At 34.4% G+C, this 15,579-nt stretch carries 21 protein-coding genes; 16 read left to right on the forward strand and 5 right to left on the reverse strand.

Translation table 11 applies throughout. The annotated features are described in order from the left end of the window. The first annotated feature begins 179 nt into the window (after nt 1–179). The 6 genes from HUU89_RS01650 to HUU89_RS01675 all read left to right on the forward strand — a co-directional run bounded on the left by HUU89_RS01650 (nt 180) and on the right by HUU89_RS01675 (nt 5,649). Nucleotides 180–1,970, forward strand: a complete 1,791-nt coding sequence (locus HUU89_RS01650; protein WP_217498405.1) for a heavy metal translocating P-type ATPase — start codon at nt 180–182, stop codon at nt 1,968–1,970. 16 nt (nt 1,971–1,986) lie between these two features. Then, complete coding sequence (locus HUU89_RS01655) at nt 1,987–2,505, forward strand: DUF6921 family protein (protein WP_175300824.1); 519 nt, start codon at nt 1,987–1,989, stop codon at nt 2,503–2,505. Between the two features lie 10 nt (nt 2,506–2,515). Beyond that, nucleotides 2,516–3,055 carry a pilus assembly protein PilX gene (locus HUU89_RS01660; protein WP_175300825.1) on the forward strand — a complete coding sequence of 180 codons (540 nt, stop codon included), beginning with the start codon at nt 2,516–2,518 and terminating at the stop codon, nt 3,053–3,055. Then, nucleotides 3,052–4,596, forward strand: a complete 1,545-nt coding sequence (locus HUU89_RS01665; protein WP_175300826.1) for an FAD-dependent oxidoreductase — start codon at nt 3,052–3,054, stop codon at nt 4,594–4,596. The genes HUU89_RS01660 and HUU89_RS01665 overlap by 4 nt, the downstream gene beginning before the upstream one ends. After that, the gene (locus HUU89_RS01670) at nt 4,593–5,303 is read left to right on the forward strand and encodes a succinate dehydrogenase/fumarate reductase iron-sulfur subunit (RefSeq protein WP_009203877.1); all 711 of its coding nucleotides are present in this window, start codon (nt 4,593–4,595) and stop codon (nt 5,301–5,303) included. The genes HUU89_RS01665 and HUU89_RS01670 overlap by 4 nt, the downstream gene beginning before the upstream one ends. A 136-nt stretch (nt 5,304–5,439) precedes the next feature. Next, on the forward strand, nt 5,440–5,649 hold the full coding sequence (locus HUU89_RS01675; protein WP_175300827.1) for an ArsR/SmtB family transcription factor: 210 nt from the start codon (nt 5,440–5,442) through the stop codon (nt 5,647–5,649). 189 nt (nt 5,650–5,838) lie between these two features. Here the strand turns inward: HUU89_RS01675 and HUU89_RS01680 are convergent, their stop codons facing one another. From HUU89_RS01680 to HUU89_RS01690, 3 genes are all read right to left on the reverse strand, one after another. Continuing rightward, nucleotides 5,839–6,231 (reverse strand): CHAP domain-containing protein, encoded by a 393-nt coding sequence (locus HUU89_RS01680; protein WP_175300828.1) that lies wholly within the window; start codon nt 6,229–6,231, stop codon nt 5,839–5,841. Beyond that, a complete protein-coding gene (locus HUU89_RS01685; RefSeq protein ID WP_175300829.1) occupies nt 6,209–6,958 on the reverse strand; it encodes a lysozyme family protein in 750 nt (249 codons plus the stop codon). The genes HUU89_RS01680 and HUU89_RS01685 overlap by 23 nt, the downstream gene beginning before the upstream one ends. Before the next feature lie 181 nt (nt 6,959–7,139). Continuing rightward, a complete protein-coding gene (locus tag HUU89_RS01690) occupies nt 7,140–7,442 on the reverse strand; it encodes a hypothetical protein (RefSeq protein ID WP_175300830.1) in 303 nt (100 codons plus the stop codon). Between the two features lie 265 nt (nt 7,443–7,707). Between HUU89_RS01690 and HUU89_RS01695 the strand changes: the two genes are divergently transcribed. After that, nucleotides 7,708–8,535, forward strand: a complete 828-nt coding sequence (locus HUU89_RS01695) for an HAD family hydrolase (protein ID WP_175300831.1) — start codon at nt 7,708–7,710, stop codon at nt 8,533–8,535. Nucleotides 8,536–8,566: 31 nt separating this feature from the next. On the opposite strand, the gene HUU89_RS01700 is transcribed toward HUU89_RS01695, so the two are convergent. Then, complete coding sequence (locus HUU89_RS01700; RefSeq protein ID WP_175300832.1) at nt 8,567–8,719, reverse strand: 4Fe-4S dicluster domain-containing protein; 153 nt, start codon at nt 8,717–8,719, stop codon at nt 8,567–8,569. Nucleotides 8,720–8,747: 28 nt separating this feature from the next. Further along, entirely contained in the window at nt 8,748–9,002 is a 255-nt protein-coding gene (locus tag HUU89_RS01705) for a 4Fe-4S dicluster domain-containing protein (protein ID WP_175300833.1), read from the reverse strand. Nucleotides 9,003–9,256: 254 nt separating this feature from the next. Between HUU89_RS01705 and HUU89_RS01710 the strand changes: the two genes are divergently transcribed. The 9 genes from HUU89_RS01710 (at nt 9,257) to larC (ending at nt 15,569) form a co-directional block, all read left to right on the forward strand. Beyond that, nucleotides 9,257–10,126 carry a DUF362 domain-containing protein gene (locus HUU89_RS01710; protein WP_175300834.1) on the forward strand — a complete coding sequence of 290 codons (870 nt, stop codon included), beginning with the start codon at nt 9,257–9,259 and terminating at the stop codon, nt 10,124–10,126. A 139-nt stretch (nt 10,127–10,265) separates the two neighbouring features. Continuing rightward, the gene (locus HUU89_RS01715) at nt 10,266–11,390 is read left to right on the forward strand and encodes an aldo/keto reductase (RefSeq protein WP_032089969.1); all 1,125 of its coding nucleotides are present in this window, start codon (nt 10,266–10,268) and stop codon (nt 11,388–11,390) included. 140 nt (nt 11,391–11,530) lie between these two features. Further along, nucleotides 11,531–11,809, forward strand: a complete 279-nt coding sequence (locus HUU89_RS01720) for a hypothetical protein (RefSeq protein ID WP_175300835.1) — start codon at nt 11,531–11,533, stop codon at nt 11,807–11,809. A gap of 30 nt (nt 11,810–11,839) precedes the next feature. Next, nucleotides 11,840–12,097 (forward strand): hypothetical protein, encoded by a 258-nt coding sequence (locus HUU89_RS01725; protein ID WP_175300836.1) that lies wholly within the window; start codon nt 11,840–11,842, stop codon nt 12,095–12,097. 204 nt (nt 12,098–12,301) lie between these two features. Then, on the forward strand, nt 12,302–12,709 hold the full coding sequence (locus HUU89_RS01730; RefSeq protein ID WP_022001580.1) for a DUF3842 family protein: 408 nt from the start codon (nt 12,302–12,304) through the stop codon (nt 12,707–12,709). 152 nt (nt 12,710–12,861) lie between these two features. Further along, nucleotides 12,862–13,665, forward strand: a complete 804-nt coding sequence (gene larE / locus HUU89_RS01735; RefSeq protein WP_175300837.1) for an ATP-dependent sacrificial sulfur transferase LarE — start codon at nt 12,862–12,864, stop codon at nt 13,663–13,665. After that, nucleotides 13,634–14,374, forward strand: coding sequence for a nickel pincer cofactor biosynthesis protein LarB (larB, locus tag HUU89_RS01740; protein WP_175300838.1), 741 nt, complete (start codon nt 13,634–13,636; stop codon nt 14,372–14,374). Before larE ends, larB begins: the two co-directional genes overlap by 32 nt. Continuing rightward, on the forward strand, nt 14,374–15,168 hold the full coding sequence (locus HUU89_RS15385) for a LarC family nickel insertion protein (RefSeq protein ID WP_411897120.1): 795 nt from the start codon (nt 14,374–14,376) through the stop codon (nt 15,166–15,168). The genes larB and HUU89_RS15385 overlap by 1 nt, the downstream gene beginning before the upstream one ends. 2 nt (nt 15,169–15,170) lie before the next feature. Then, complete coding sequence (larC, locus tag HUU89_RS15390; RefSeq protein ID WP_254697676.1) at nt 15,171–15,569, forward strand: nickel insertion protein; 399 nt, start codon at nt 15,171–15,173, stop codon at nt 15,567–15,569. Nucleotides 15,570–15,579 lie beyond the last annotated feature (10 nt).

Raw genomic sequence — 15,579 nt, forward strand, 5'->3', positions numbered from 1 at the left:
CAATAGCCAGTCAGATTGAAACGATTGTCCACAGCCATGAGCCAGATGTAGAAGTTTCCGAAATTGCACAGGAATACTATATACCTGCAAAAAAACAGGATACCAATACATCCTATAACAATGAGGATAAGAAGTTGACAGTTCGTTTAGCGACTGGTGCAGCAATCTATGCCATTGGTATGGCATTGACTGTTTTTGCGAAAGTGCCACTGCCTATCGAGTTAGCTTTTCTCATTGTTTCTTATGTTATTCTTGGTGGAGATGTTGTATGGCAGGCTGTGAGGAACATTTCAAAGGGGCGTGTATTTGATGAACATTTTTTGATGAGTGTTTCTACGATTGGGGCTTTTGTCATTGGTGAATATCCAGAAGCAGTTGCTGTTATGCTATTCTATCAGGTAGGTGAATTTTTTCAGTCATTGGCTGTTAAGCGTTCCAGAAAATCTATATCAGACTTAATGGATATACGTCCAGATTCTGCAACAGTAAGAAGAAATGGGGAATTGATTACCATATCTCCAGAAAATGTCTCCATTGGTGAGATTATTATTGTAAAGCCTGGTGAAAAAATTCCATTAGACGGTGTGGTATTGGATGGAGATTCTATGCTGGATACAAGGGCCTTAACAGGAGAATCAGTTCCGAGAAGTGTTCATAAAGGAGACGAAGCACTTTCCGGTTGTATGAATCAGATAGGTGTCTTAATGATTAAGACAACAAAAGCATTTGGTGAATCTACGGCTTCAAAGATTATTGATCTTGTGGAAAATGCGTCAAGCCGAAAAGCACCAACAGAAAATTTTATTACTACATTTGCACGTTATTATACACCTGTGGTTGTAATCTTAGCAGCTTTTCTGGCGATTCTGCCACCGATCATTCTTGGCGGAGGCTGGACAGAGTGGATTCGCAGAGGATTTGTTTTCCTTGTGGTATCTTGTCCATGTGCATTGGTTATTTCAATTCCGCTGACTTTCTTCGGCGGCATTGGTGCAGCATCTAAACGAGGTGTTCTTGTAAAAGGAAGCAATTATTTAGAGGCACTTAATAATGTCAGCGTTATTGTGTTCGATAAAACCGGAACACTTACAAAAGGTGTTTTCAATGTGACGGATATTTTGCCTGCAAATGGATTTTCAAAAGAACAGGTTCTGGAGTATGCGGCAGAGGCAGAGAGTTTTTCTAACCATCCTATTGCAAAATCCATTCTTGCTGTTTATGAAAAAGAAATTGATCAGTCAGTGATTTCTGATTATAAGGAAATTTCAGGATATGGAATCAGTGTAATGGCAGGGGAAAAGAAAGTTTTTGCTGGCAATACGAAACTTATGGATACAGAATGTATAGAGTACACAACCTGTGAAAAAGCAGGTACAAAAGTTTATTTGGCTGTAGATGGTCAATATGCAGGATGTATTTTGATAACAGATGAAGTGAAGCCGGACAGTAAAAAAGCAATTTCTGACCTGAAACATATCGGCGTGGAAAAAACAGTCATGCTTACCGGTGATGATGAAAAAATTGGTAAGTCTGTTGCAGAAGAATTGCAGTTGGATAAATATTATGCACAGCTGCTTCCTGACCAAAAAGTGGAAAAGGTTGAGCTTTTAGATAGTAAAAAGAGACCGGGAAGCAAATTGGCTTTTGTTGGTGATGGTATCAATGACGCTCCTGTCCTTGCCCGTGCAGATGTTGGTATTGCAATGGGTGGGCTTGGTTCGGATGCGGCCATTGAAGCAGCAGATGTAGTTCTGATGACAGATGAACCGTCTAAGCTGGTGGACGCGATTGAAGTAGCAAAAGCGACAAAACAAATTGTCATGCAGAATATAGTGATTGCTCTTGGGATTAAGAGTGTGTTCCTGATTCTTGGCGCTCTTGGTATTGCGGGAATGTGGGAAGCTGTATTTGGTGATGTAGGCGTTACCATAATTGCTGTTTTGAACGCAATGAGAATTTTGAAAAAATAGGAAATGAGGTGGAAATGTGAAACGAAAACTGATTCTGTTAGTTGTTACGATTGTTTTTCTTGTAGGTTTTGGTGTCATTTTACATTCACCGCCTTCTATGATTGATGCAGTCACAGGAGCAACACCGAAGTCAAAAAAGGCGTCTCAAGCCTCCGCACAGTTGGAAGGCTCTTATGTTCTCGGTATTAATATGATGTCAGATGGTCTCGATAACGAGAACACACGGAATAAATTAAAAGAATTGGCATTGGACGATTTGGAAACAAATGAAACAGATCTCATGAAAACGGACATTAGTTTTCGGTTATATGTATCTGAGACGGATTATCCGCTTGTCAGTTATGCTAAGAAACTCTGTGACAGGTTGAAACAGGCCGGTTTTTCCGTAGATCTGAAAGAGTACAGTAACACAATGATGCTATCAAGAGTGGTAAGTGGAAAGTATGATGTATTCCTGGCATCGGATGATTTTATTGACGTTACAACGCTAACACAGATGGATTATATGATCATGGACAGCGAAGAAATGAGGTGAGCGGGAATTTATGAGAAAATGGAATACGATTTTGTCTTTTTTAATGCTTCTCATTTTTATGATTCATGGAATCATGGGCAGCTTTATGCTAAACGGAGTTGGAAGTAGTGCAGGGAAACTTCTTGCATGGATTGGTGTTGGTATTCTTGTTGTGCATACGGTGATTGGTGTCATCCTGACAGTTCAGAGTTTACAGACAGCGAAGCAATCAGGAAAAATGTATCTGAAACAGAACGCCATATTTTGGGCGAGACGAGCCAGTGGGATGGCAATACTGATTCTGCTGTTATTCCATATTGGCTTGTTTGGAAAGGTGCAGAATGGGACATATATTTTGTTCCCTTTTACAACTGTAAAGATGGTAACTCAGCTTTTGTTCGTAGCGGCAATCTTTGTTCATATTTTTATCAATATACGCCCATTGCTTGTATCACTGGGAATCATTAGTTATAAAGAACGAAGGAGCGATATTTATTTGATTCTTTCGGTACTTCTTCTTTTTATAGCGGGAGCGGTTATTTTATATTATATTGGGTGGCAATATCTATGAGTAAGACAATTATTATTATAGGTGCTGGACTGGCAGGACTTTCAGCGGCTTTGCAGGCAGCGGAAAATGGATGCAATGTAAAACTGGTTTCCTCCCTTCCGTCAGAGCGGGCACAGTCTGTTATGGCGGAGGGCGGTATCAACGCAGCTTTGAATACAAAAGATGAAAACGACAGTCCCGAAGAACATTTTACAGATACAATAAAGGCAGCATGTGGTCTGGCAGATCCAAATGCAGTTTGGGGAATGACACAGGCAGCACCGGAGCTGGTGCACTGGATGCTAAAACTTGGAGTTAAATTTAACATGAGTGGCTATTATGATGTGGATCTGCGGAATTTTGGCGGGCAGAAAAAGAAACGGACTGCTTTTGCACAGAGCGATACCGGGAAGCAGATCATGACAGCTATGATAGACGCTGTTCGCAGGAAAGAAGCATCTGGTATGGTAGAACGGTTCAGCCATCATTCTTTCCTAACACTTCGTCTGTGTGGCAATATTTGTTGTGGCTGCGTAATCAGGGATGAATACAGTCAGGAGACTGTGGAATTACCGGGGGATGCGGTTATTGTTGCCACCGGTGGTATGCACGGATTGTTTGGAAATACAACGGGTTCGCTGAGCAATATAGGAGAAGTCACCGCAGAATTGTTCCGGCTTGGTGTTCCTCTGGCAAATGGCGAGATGATCCAGTACCATCCGACAACTGTGAAATGTGGTGGAAAACGCATGCTCATCAGCGAGGCGGCCAGAGGGGAAGGTGGCAGGTTGTTTGCCATGAAAGATGGAAAACAATGGTATTTCATGGAGGAAAAATACCCGGAGCTTGGAAATCTGATGCCACGAGATATTACCGCCAGAGAGATATGGAAGGTCAGCCATGAATCAGAGGTATTTCTTGACATGACAGAAATATCGGAGGAGATTATTTCAAATAAGCTATCTGGTCTGGCAGACGATTGTATGACCTATCTGCATAAAGATATACGAAAGGAACCGGTGTCTGTTTTACCGGGAATTCACTATTTTATGGGAGGCATTCTGGTGGATGAGCAGCACAGAACGCCGATTCAGAATCTTTACGCTGCCGGAGAATGCTGTGCCCAATATCATGGTGCCAACCGTCTTGGTGGAAATTCTCTGTTAGGAGCGTTATACGGAGGACGTGTTGCGGCAAAATCAGCATGTGAACAGGCAGATGTAGTAGATCTATCTTGTGCGACACAGATAGATGTTCCACCAGCGTCTCAAATTTCAGAAATAAAGCAATTAAACAAAGTGATGCAGGATACTATGGGCGTTGTCAGAAATGAGAATACATTGTTAAATGGGATTCAAACGGTACAAGCGCTGACAGGAAATCTTCCATTGCTTGGTATGGCAGTTCTAAAGAGTGCTCTTGCAAGAAAAGAAAGCCGTGGTGCACACTGGCGGGAGGATTATCCGAAGAGCAATGACGATGATTACCTTAAAACGACGGTAGCCAGATTTGATGGAAAGCAGATACAGATTTCCTTTGTACCTGTTCCAGAAAGGCGGTGATTCACTTGGTATATAAAATAAGAATCAGGCGGCAGGAGAGTCAGAAATCAGACAGTTATTGGCAGGAATTTGAGTTTGACGGAAGCAAAAACAGCTCTGTTGCCAATGTTCTAAAGGAATTGAACAGTAGAACCCCTTTGAAAGATAATTCAGGGAATATAGTTACTCCCATCAGCTGGGAATGTAGCTGTATGGTGCGAAAATGTGGGGCTTGCGCCATGCTGATTAACGAACGTCCGAGGCTGGCATGCTCTACATTTCTACATACGTTAAAAGGTTCTACAATCACCTTGGAACCTTTAAGCAAATTTCCGCTTGTAAGAGATTTGATCGTTGACCGGTCAATTCTGTTTGAAAATTTGAAAAAACTGAACCTTTGGCTTGAAAGTGAAGCTTATATGAATCCGTGGACACATGAACCGAGATACCAGTCGGCACGCTGTCTGATGTGTGGCTGCTGCCTTGAAGTGTGTCCTAACTTCTCTGCAAATGGGACTTTCGCAGGCGCTGTTGCTGCAGTCAACGCATTTAGGATTCTGAATGAAGAACAGGAAAGTACTCATTTGAATGAGATTTCTGCTGAATATAAGAAGAAATATTTTGAGGGATGCGGGAAGTCGTTATCTTGTCATGATATTTGTCCGATTGGTCTGCCTGTGGAAGAACTGCTTGTAAGGTCGAATGCAGCGGCTGTTTGGGGCAAATAAAATGGATGATAAAAGCTATAATGAATGTATGAAGAGAATCAAAAACTTGATTCTCTTTTTTTAAAACACATACATTGATAAATATCTATGTATATATTATATTGAACATAGACAATGATCAATGTGAGGTATCAATATGAATGCAATGGATGTGGCTTTGATATGCAAGGCTTTGGGCGATGCGAACCGGCTGGAAATTGTACAGATGCTGTCGAATGGAGAAAAGTGCGGGTGTAAACTTTTGGAAAGATTTGAAATTACCCAGCCAACTTTATCCCATCATATGAAGATATTGGTAGGATGCGGCCTTGTGAATGATCGTAAGGAAGGAAAATGGCATCATTAGGAAGAAAAAAGAAGTTTCAGTAGAGAGTGTTGAAGATTAAAAACAAAATATTTTAAATAACGCCGGTGCGGGATTTTTGATATCCAGTACTGGCGTTATTCATTCTACAGGGGCTTGGGGGGTGTAGCCAGAAGCTAATTTGTCATCTACTTTCTATTAGATAGTGGGTGACATATAAATAGCTTCTTTTTAATTGATAGATCCATAACCATAAATTGACTTATTAGTCAAAGAATAATTTTTATTTCTTACCTCGTCTTTGCTGTTTCCTTCAATAGTACATACCTTGTCGTTTTCTACTTTTTCAACGATTCCGACATGTTGAACATGGCCATCACCGTTCCAATCAAAAAAGATAATATCACCTGTTTGAGGTATGCATGATTTATTTTTCCATTTGTTATGGTCTTTATACCATTTTTCTCCATCTGTACATAAAGAAAATCTTGGAATTGAATTATTAATGATGCCACTTCCATTAGCACACCATGACACAAATATCGCACACCAATTTACTCGTTGATTAAAACCGTACCATCTCCAGTATTTTTCTCCACCTTTATTTCCAATTTTTTTTTGCAATCTCAATAATATTACTGTTTCCAAAATGATAATATCTTAAAACATGTTCAACGTATTCAGGATCACCAAATACTTTTATTTTTAATTCACTTTTCTTGTTGTCAGAATAAACTTTAGCATTTGCTTTAGAATAACATCCAAATAAATCGTATGCCCAAGTGATATATGCTTTTCCATAATTGTAACCTTGTAGTGCCAAATAAAGATTGTTATTATCGTTGATGTTTAATACTTTAGCTGTAGCCAAACAATTAGCAAAGTTTTGAATACCAACCTCTATAGAATAAACAGGATCTTCAATTCCATTTGGCACGTGTGGATATTTTGTATTAAATCCACATTCAGCAGCTTGCATAGGATCATTTCCTTTACCACCAGATTCTTGCATCATAATAGCTTCTATAATTGGAACATATTCTTCAATACCATATTGAATAGCATATTGAGTAATGATGCCTTCATATGCCAATACTTCAGCACTTAAAGGAGAGTTTTCAGTGTTGATGTTATTGTTATTGCTAAGGCTTCCGAAAACACCAATAAAAAGACATATAACTAAGATCAAAATCAATCCTGTTCCATAACTCCATAGCTTCGATAATTCATTTAATGTTTTAGATAAAAAAAGTAAAGGTTTTTTAATCACTTTTGATGCAGAAAAGACATTATGATTGATTTTTGAATCAACAGGACTATTTTTAAGTTTTAATCTATGTTGTTTGAGCATATGAGATTTCATTCTATTTTTGTAATTATTATTATGAGTTTCCTTTATTGAAAAAAAATTATCATCTTTATTTGATGGCAAGAAACTTTTTTTTGATTTATTACTGTTTTTTAATTTAAACTTTATCTTGTTGTTTTTTTGTATGTTAGGTTGAGATTTTGTTTTTATAATATTAAATTTTCTATTTTATTTTAGAAAATTCATTAGCTACTATTGATTGGTGTTCTTTTAACTTGGATTGTTTTCGTTGTCTTTTTTTTTCTTTAACTGATCTTTTTGTTCTTGAGTAGCTTTCTATTGCAACAGTTCTTTGTGTTTCTTCAATTTTTTGAATAGGGTAATCACGCTCATCTATTTCTTTTTCTTCATATTTTCTTTTCTTTAATGTATTTGTTTTATCATGAACAGCTTTGTCCTTAATAAAATGTTTAATATTATTGTGAGTGTCTTTTTCTTTTATATCTTTAATAACTTTTTTGATCAAATAGTATGAACATGATTATAAAGTAATAGTTTTTTATCTGTAAATATTTATAATATAGATGAATATTTTAAAACATCCTATGATGACGAGTGACGGTTTTGACTCGTCGGTAATATAAAAAATGGCTCAAGGATGTACTAGAGGAATCTAAAGGATTCCTTTTGTTTTTTATTAAAATGGAAGATTGTAAAATTAATGTCATATTTTATTGAATACGTTTTCTTTTCTAGATACATTGAAATAAAATAAGGAAAGGAAATTGAATATGAAATACTTATTTTTAGATGTTGATGGAACATTAATTGATTATAAAACAAAATTACCTGCTTCAGCTAAAAAAGCAGTAGAACAAGCACAAAAGAATGGACACAAGATTATTATTTGTACAGGCTGTAGTCGTTGTGAAATAGAAGCAAGAGATATGGATTTAAACTTTGATGGTGTTATCTATGGAAATGGTTGCTATGTTGAATATAATAATGAGGTGATTTTTCATCAATCATTAACTTTAGAACAGTGTACACATTTTGTAAATTGGTGTAATGAAAGAGATTTAGATTTCCGTTTAGAATGTAATGATGGAATGTTTTTAAGCGAAGGTTATGAAGAAAAATCACGGTTAACAAGATATAAATATACTTATGGATTAGAAGCAAATTACTCAGATAAACCTTTACCACCACTTTCAAGACATATGATTAGTGGGAAAAATTTATTTAGAGATGATGTTAATAAAACAGCATTTGTTTTAAAATCTTATCAAGATTTTTTAGATGTTAAAGAAGAATTTTCAAATATGGCGGTTGATACATGGGGCGGTAAAGGTGAACTTGCTTTATATGGAGCAACGCGTGCTAAAGAATTTGATAAAGAAAATTCAATTCATCTTTTATTAAAATATTTAAATGTTGATCCTAAAGATGCTATTGCATTTGGTGATGGTGTGGTTGATATTCCAATGTTTAAGGCTTGTGGTTTTTCTGTAGCGATGGATAATGGAAATGATGAAGTTAAACAAGCAGCAAGTTATGTAACGGATGATGTAGATCAAGATGGTTTATATAATGCTTTTAAATATTTAAAACTTATCTAAAAAGAGAAATCGTTACGATTTCTCTTTTTGGTTATTTGATTTTTTTAAAAGTTTGAGCAACTTCTACAAGTAAATCTCTAATATGTAAATGTTGTGGACAAATTTGTTCACATAAACCACATTTTAAACATTCACTTGCTTTTGCATTTTTAACTGTAGTAGTAATTACTGTTCCAATATCCATAAACTTTTTTAGCGTTTAAACAGGCAAATCAATCTGGAATAGCAATGTTCTTTGGGCATTTTTCCATACAGTAACGACAAGCAATACATAGAATAAAGTTTTTACTTTTGAAGATTTCTGTGACTTGTTTAACTGCTTCTTGTTCTTTTGTAGATAATGGTTGAAAATCTTTCATGAAACTTAAGTTATCTTGCATTTGTGCCATATCATTCATTCCTGATAAAACCATCATCATTCCATCAAAACCAGTAGCAAAACGTAAGACATAATTTGCAGGCGACATTTCACCTAAATCTTCATAGATACGTTTTGCTTCTTCTGGTAAAAAGGAAAAGAATATTTAAGATTAGATTCTTTACGTAGAAATGAAACTTTGGAAGATTATTATTCAATGCGTGGTTTTGTAGAAAAAGGACACGTGTTGATAGAAATTATTATGGTATTTTAAGAGAACGAAAACTTTAAAAAAATATTAAAAATCCTCTTGACTCTAAACTCAACTTTAGGTTTATAGTTTGTTTGAAAGGAGGATTACTTATGAAATCAAAAGTTTATTTTACAAGAATAATAACACCTGAAAAGGTTTTAGAAATGTATGAAGTATTAGGAAAAGAATTAATAGGAAAGATTGCTGTTAAACTTCATTCAGGGGAAGAAGGAAATCAAAACTTTTTAAAACCTGATTTTTGGAGACCAATTATTGATAAGTTAAATGGAACAGTTGTGGAGTGTAATACAGCTTATGAAGGATCTAGAAATACAACTGAAAAACATTTAAAAACAATTGAAAAACATGGATGGTCTAAATATTTTGATGTAGATTTAATGGATGCAGAAGGTCCTGATATGATTCTAGATATTCCTGAAGGAAAAGTGATTCAAAAAAACTATGTTGGAAAAGATATGAAAAACTATGATGGAATGATTGTTTTATCTCATTTTAAAGGACATCCAATGGGTGGTTATGGCGGAGCTTTAAAACAACTTTCAATTGGTTGTGCTTCATCTTATGGAAAAGCTTATATTCATGGGGCAGGAGAACCTGAAAAGATTTGGACAGCTGATCATGATTTGTTTTTAGAATCAATGGCGGATGCAGCTAAGTCAGTTCATGAATATTTTAAAGGAAACATTGTTTATATCAATGTTATGAAAAATATGTCTGTTGATTGTGATTGTTGTGCAGTGGCAGAAGATCCATGTATGGATGATATTGGTATTTTAATTTCAACGGATCCAATTGCTATTGATCAAGCATGTATTGATTTAGTTTATGCTTCTAATGATAAGGGAAGAGATCATTTAATTGAAAGAATTGAATCTCGTCATGGTATTCATACCATTGAAGCAGCCTCAGCACTTGGATATGGTTCAAGAGAATATGAACTTATTGAAATAGATGATTAATTTGTTCCATGCTTAAAAGACATAGTGCGCTATTTAAAAGAGGTATTTGCCTCAACTATGCAAGAATGATAAAATAATAAAAGGTAAGAATACTTACTTGAAGGCTAATTTAAGGAAAATAAATAGGAGGAAAAAGGAAATGAGTCAAAAGAAATTAGGTTTTGGTTTAATGCGTTTACCATCGTTAGATCCAAATGATGCTTCAAAAATTGATATTGAACAAACAAAAAAGATGGTTGACACATTTATCGAAAAAGGTTTTACATATTTTGATACTGCATGGATGTATTGTGGATTTGCAAGTGAAAATGCAGCAAAAGAAGCACTTGTATCACGTTACCCAAGAGATGCTTATACACTTGCAACAAAATTACATTCAGGTTTTATTAAAACAAAAGAAGATCGTGATCATATCTTTAATGAACAACTTTCAAAAACAGGTGTAGAATATTTTGATTATTATTTATTACATGATATTAATACACATAGTATTGAAGTTTATAATGAATTAGATTGCTTTAACTGGATACAAGATAAAAAAGCAAAAGGTTTAGTTAAAACTATTGGTTTTTCTTATCATGATGGTCCTGAATTGCTTGATCAAGTTCTAACAGAACACCCAGAATTTGAATTTGTACAATTACAAATCAACTATCTTGATTGGGACAGTGTTGGTGTTCAATCAAGAAAATGTTATGAAGTAGCTACAAAACATCATAAACCTGTTATCGTTATGGAACCTGTAAAAGGTGGAACACTTGCGAAAGTACCAGAAGAAGTTGAAAAGATGTTTAAAGAATATCATCCGGATATGTCAATTCCTTCTTGGGCTATTCGTTTTGCAGCAAGTCAAGAAAACGTTATGATGGTTTTAAGTGGTATGTCTAATATGGAACAATTAGAAGATAACTTAGGTTATATGGAAAATTTTAAACCATTAAATGAAGAAGAATATGCTTTAATTAAAAAAGCGGTTACTGCAATCAATTCAACAATTACTGTCCCATGTACAGGATGTGCTTATTGCGTTGATGGTTGTCCTATGAATATTGCCATTCCAAAATACTTCTCATTATATAATGCAGATTTACAAGAAGTAGAAGAAAAAGGATGGACACCACAAGGAGAATACTACAACAACTTAACAAAAACATTTGGTAAAGCCAGTGACTGTGTTGAATGTGGTCAATGTGAAGGCGTATGTCCACAACATTTATCAATTATTCAATATTTAAAAGATGTTGCAGGCCATTTTGAAAAATAACGGAATATAGAAAATTGCTACATAGAAATGAAGAAATAAATATTATTAGTTTAGGGGTAGGTTCTTTAAAATAAGTAAATCAAGAAGTAATCAAATTTACTTACAAATTCATTTTGGTGTTGAATATTCATCAGAAGAGTATGGTTGGACAACGAATTTTAAACCTATTATGGTGCTTTAGATTATATATTAGATTAAAAAAAGCAATTATTTATCATATTGATTTATCATCACATTCGCTAAAACTTGTTCATCAAGTTTTAGATATTGACATGTTTAGTATTGATTCGGCTTATGATTTGAAGTTTGAAGACTTCGCCATTGATGAATTTGATGAACGTATGGATTTATATCGTTGTCTTAAAAAAGAAGGCGTAGGTACTACTGTAATGAAAGCCTTTTGTGGAGGAAAACTTTGAGAAGAAGATGAGTCACTATTTCATTAAGCCTTGACAGAAACTCAATATATGCAGTATGCTTTAGATAAACTGTCTATTTTAACAGTTTTGCCAGGAATTAGAAATGATGATTTAACACGTACTCTTCGTTATTTAGAAGTATCTGATGTAGAAAAAGATTATTCAATTTTAAGAATATTTCCAATATTAGAAAATTGTAATCAATTTGTTTATTATAAACATTGTCATCCTTGTTCAAAAGGGTTAGACACTACCTTGATTAATAATATTATGATCTTGCTCGTTTAAAAGATGAACTTGCTACAGATCATTATCATCATTTAGCTTTAAAAGCAAGTGATTGTATTGTTTGTCACCATTGTGATAAATGATGTCCATTTCATGTTCAACAGAGTAAACATATGCAAGAAATTACTGATTATTTTCATGAATAAGATATAGAGATACGAAATCGAAAATAAACAAGAAGTTTATTATATATCAGGAGGGAAAATGGAAATTGTTGTTATTGATGGACAAGGTGGCGGAATTGGAAAAAATATTATACAAGTTTTAAAAGAAAAACATCCAGAATATACCATCATTGGTGTTGGAACCAATAGTATGGCAACAACACAGCTAAAAAAGGGTGGTGCTGATATTATTGCAACGGGGGAAAATGCTGTTGTTTATAATGTTAAACATGCCTCTATTGTTGTTGGTCCGATTGGAGTTGCTTTTGCAAATTCAATGTATGGTGAAATTACACCAGCTATGGCAAAAGCTATTGGAGAAAGTGAAGCGCGTAAATATTTTATTCCTGTTTCTAAATGCAGTGCTCAAGTCGTAGGTGTTGCATCAAAATCAATATCTGAATATATTGATGACCTTGTTGTTATGATTGAAAAATTAGAAAAATAGAGGATATCGTATACATGAAGTATCGATTATAGTTGAAACTATAAACTACTTATGTATACGATATTTTTTTGAGTAAAATAATAAATATAACTTTTTTCAATGTTAAATGAAGCCTTTAAGTAGAAGTCATAGAGGAGTTTAGGGAGATTTATATGAATAAATTAGAATTATTACAAGAAGAATTAAGAAATTATGGAAAAGTTGCGATTGCTTATAGTGGGGGTGTTGATTCCAACTTTTTATTCCATGTAGCTCTTGAAACATTAGGAAAAGAAAATGTTTTACCTGTTTTATGTCGAGGAGCAATGATGTCAAAAGAAGACATTGAAGGTGCTCTTGAACAATTAAAAGATTCAAATCATGTGGTTTTATCAGTCAATCCATTAGACGTAGAAGCTTTTCATTTTAATCATAAAGATCGTTGTTATCATTGTAAAAGAAACATTATGTCAAAAGTTATTGCCGTTGCTAAAGAACATGACTTTGCTTATGTTTTAGATGGGAAAAATAAAGATGATGAAAAAGTGTATCGACCAGGATTAAAAGCTTGTGAAGAATTAGGTATTATTTCGCCTTTAGCGAATAATAATTTAGCAAAACAAGAAATTAGAGATTATTCTAAACAGCTTGGTATTGCTACTTATAATAAACCATCCAATGCCTGTCTGGCTTCTCGTTTTGACTACAATACAGAGCTTACTTTAGAAAAATTAAAACTTGTTGAAACAGGTGAAAAATATTTACATGATTTAGGAATGCTTCATGTACGTTTAAGAGTACATGGAGATGTGGCACGTCTTGAAGTTGAACCAGAAGATTTTATGAAAATCATTGAAAATAAAGAATTGATTCAAAATATTAAAAATCTTGGATTTAGATTTGTAACACTTGATTTAGAAGGAATTAGAAGTGGGGGTTATGATATTGAAAACATTAGAAATTCTACAAAAGGTTAAAAATAATGAACTAACAATTGAACAAGCTCAAAAAATGATTGAACAACCCTTAGATTATGCAACGATTGATTATAATCGAAAAAAGAGAACAGGAAATAATGAAGTAATCTATGGTGCTGGAAAAACCAAGGAACAAATCATTGGGATTGTAAAAGACATGTTAGACCATGATATCCATTCTATTTTAATTACACGTGTCGACCAAGAAAAAAGTGAAGCTATCTTAAAAGAATTTCCACAAATGATTTATGATTCTTTATCGCACATTTGTTATATCGATGAAGATCAAAAAGAAATCAATAAAGGAAAAATTGTTGTTGTTTGTGCGGGAACATCAGACTTGCCAGTTGCTCGTGAAGCCATGCTTACAGCTCAATTTTTAGGTAATGAAGTTGAACTTGTCAGCGATGTGGGTGTTGCCGGTATTCATCGTTTGTTTCATCGTTTAGATACTATTCAAAGGGCAAATGTTTTAGTTGTTTGTGCAGGAATGGAAGGGGCCCTCGCTTCCGTTGTTGGAGGACTTGTGGATAAACCAGTTATTGCCGTACCAACATCCATTGGTTATGGGGCTAACTTTGATGGATTATCAGCTCTTCTTGCCATGCTTAATAGCTGTGCGAGTGGAGTTAGTGTTGTTAATATTGATAATGGATTTGGGGCAGGATTTATGGCTCATACCATTAATTGTTTAGGAGGAAAGAAATAGTGAAAGTATTATATTTTGATTGTAGTAGTGGAATCAGTGGAAATATGACTTTAGGAGCGTTATCTGAATTGATTGATGATCCTCATTATTTAGTTAATGAATTAAAAAAATTAAATGTGGATGGGTATCATATTCATATTTCTAAAGAAAAGAAAAATGGTATTACAGGAACTTATGTTGATGTTCATTTAGAACACGAACATCATCATGAACATGAGCATGAACACTTGCATCATGAACACGCTCATCACCATCATCATGAACATCGTAATTTATTTGATGTTAATAAAATTATTGATGAAAGTGAAATTGACGAAAAAGCAAAAGATCTTGCTAAACGTATCTTTTTAAGAGTTGCCAAAGCTGAAAGCAAAGTCCATAATGAAACTTTAGAAAATGTTCATTTTCATGAAGTAGGAGCCATTGACTCTATTGTTGATATTATTGGAACAGCGATTTTATTATGTAAAATCAATCCGGATGTTATTTATAGTAGTATCGTTAATGATGGTTATGGATTTATTGAATGTGCACATGGGATGATTTCTGTCCCTGTACCTGCAACATCTGAAATCTTTGCAGCAAGTAATGCTATCACTCGACAAATTGATGTAGATACAGAACTTGTTACACCAACAGGTGCTGCAATCATCGCAGAAATTGCGAGTGAATTTACTACAATGCCTGCTATGAATGTTCAAAAAGTAGGTTGGGGAACGGGTACAAAAGATTTGGTAATTCCAAATGTTTTAAAAGTATCCCTTGGAGAAATTAAAAAAAAAACGAAATTATAGTCATGGAAACCAACATTGATGATTGTAGTGGAGAAATGCTTGGTTTTGTAATGGAACAGCTTTTAGATCAAGGAGCTTTAGATGTTTTCTTTACTTCTATCTTTATGAAAAAAAATAGACCAGCTTATCGTTTGACGGTCGTTTGTAATGAAGAAAAGATGGGTCTCTTACAAAAAGTGATTTTTACGCAAACAACAACTATTGGTATTCGTTATCGTAAGGAACAAAGAACTGTTTTAAAAAGACAAATTAAAGAAATCGAAACACCACTTGGAAAACTTCAAGTAAAAGAAGTAGAAATTGATGGTGAAAAAAGATGTTATCCAGAATATGAAAGTGCTAAAAAATTAGCGTTAAAACATCACTGTTCTTTACAGGAAATATATCATCTTGTTAAATAAAGGAGAATTT

This window comes from Faecalibacillus sp. H12 (assembly GCF_013361255.1).
Lineage (GTDB): Bacteria > Bacillota_I > Bacilli_A > Erysipelotrichales > Coprobacillaceae > Faecalibacillus > Faecalibacillus intestinalis.

Bases quoted from the DNA above. Each gene is read 5' to 3' on its own strand.
- HUU89_RS01695 (WP_175300831.1), top strand. From the start codon at position 7,708: ATGAAATACTTATTTTTAGATGTTGATGGAACATTAATTGATTATAAA.
- HUU89_RS01665 (WP_175300826.1), top strand. From the start codon at position 3,052: ATGAGTAAGACAATTATTATTATAGGTGCTGGACTGGCAGGACTTTCA.
- larC (WP_254697676.1), top strand. From the start codon at position 15,171: ATGGAAACCAACATTGATGATTGTAGTGGAGAAATGCTTGGTTTTGTA.
- HUU89_RS01660 (WP_175300825.1), top strand. From the start codon at position 2,516: ATGAGAAAATGGAATACGATTTTGTCTTTTTTAATGCTTCTCATTTTT.
- HUU89_RS01720 (WP_175300835.1), top strand. From the start codon at position 11,531: ATGGTTGGACAACGAATTTTAAACCTATTATGGTGCTTTAGATTATAT.
- HUU89_RS01685 (WP_175300829.1), bottom strand. From the start codon at position 6,958: ATGCTCAAACAACATAGATTAAAACTTAAAAATAGTCCTGTTGATTCA.
- larE (WP_175300837.1), top strand. From the start codon at position 12,862: ATGAATAAATTAGAATTATTACAAGAAGAATTAAGAAATTATGGAAAA.
- HUU89_RS01650 (WP_217498405.1), top strand. From the start codon at position 180: ATGGCATTGACTGTTTTTGCGAAAGTGCCACTGCCTATCGAGTTAGCT.
- HUU89_RS01715 (WP_032089969.1), top strand. From the start codon at position 10,266: ATGAGTCAAAAGAAATTAGGTTTTGGTTTAATGCGTTTACCATCGTTA.
- HUU89_RS01705 (WP_175300833.1), bottom strand. From the start codon at position 9,002: ATGTCGCCTGCAAATTATGTCTTACGTTTTGCTACTGGTTTTGATGGA.
- HUU89_RS01700 (WP_175300832.1), bottom strand. From the start codon at position 8,719: ATGGATATTGGAACAGTAATTACTACTACAGTTAAAAATGCAAAAGCA.
- HUU89_RS01730 (WP_022001580.1), top strand. From the start codon at position 12,302: ATGGAAATTGTTGTTATTGATGGACAAGGTGGCGGAATTGGAAAAAAT.
- HUU89_RS01710 (WP_175300834.1), top strand. From the start codon at position 9,257: ATGAAATCAAAAGTTTATTTTACAAGAATAATAACACCTGAAAAGGTT.
- HUU89_RS01675 (WP_175300827.1), top strand. From the start codon at position 5,440: ATGAATGCAATGGATGTGGCTTTGATATGCAAGGCTTTGGGCGATGCG.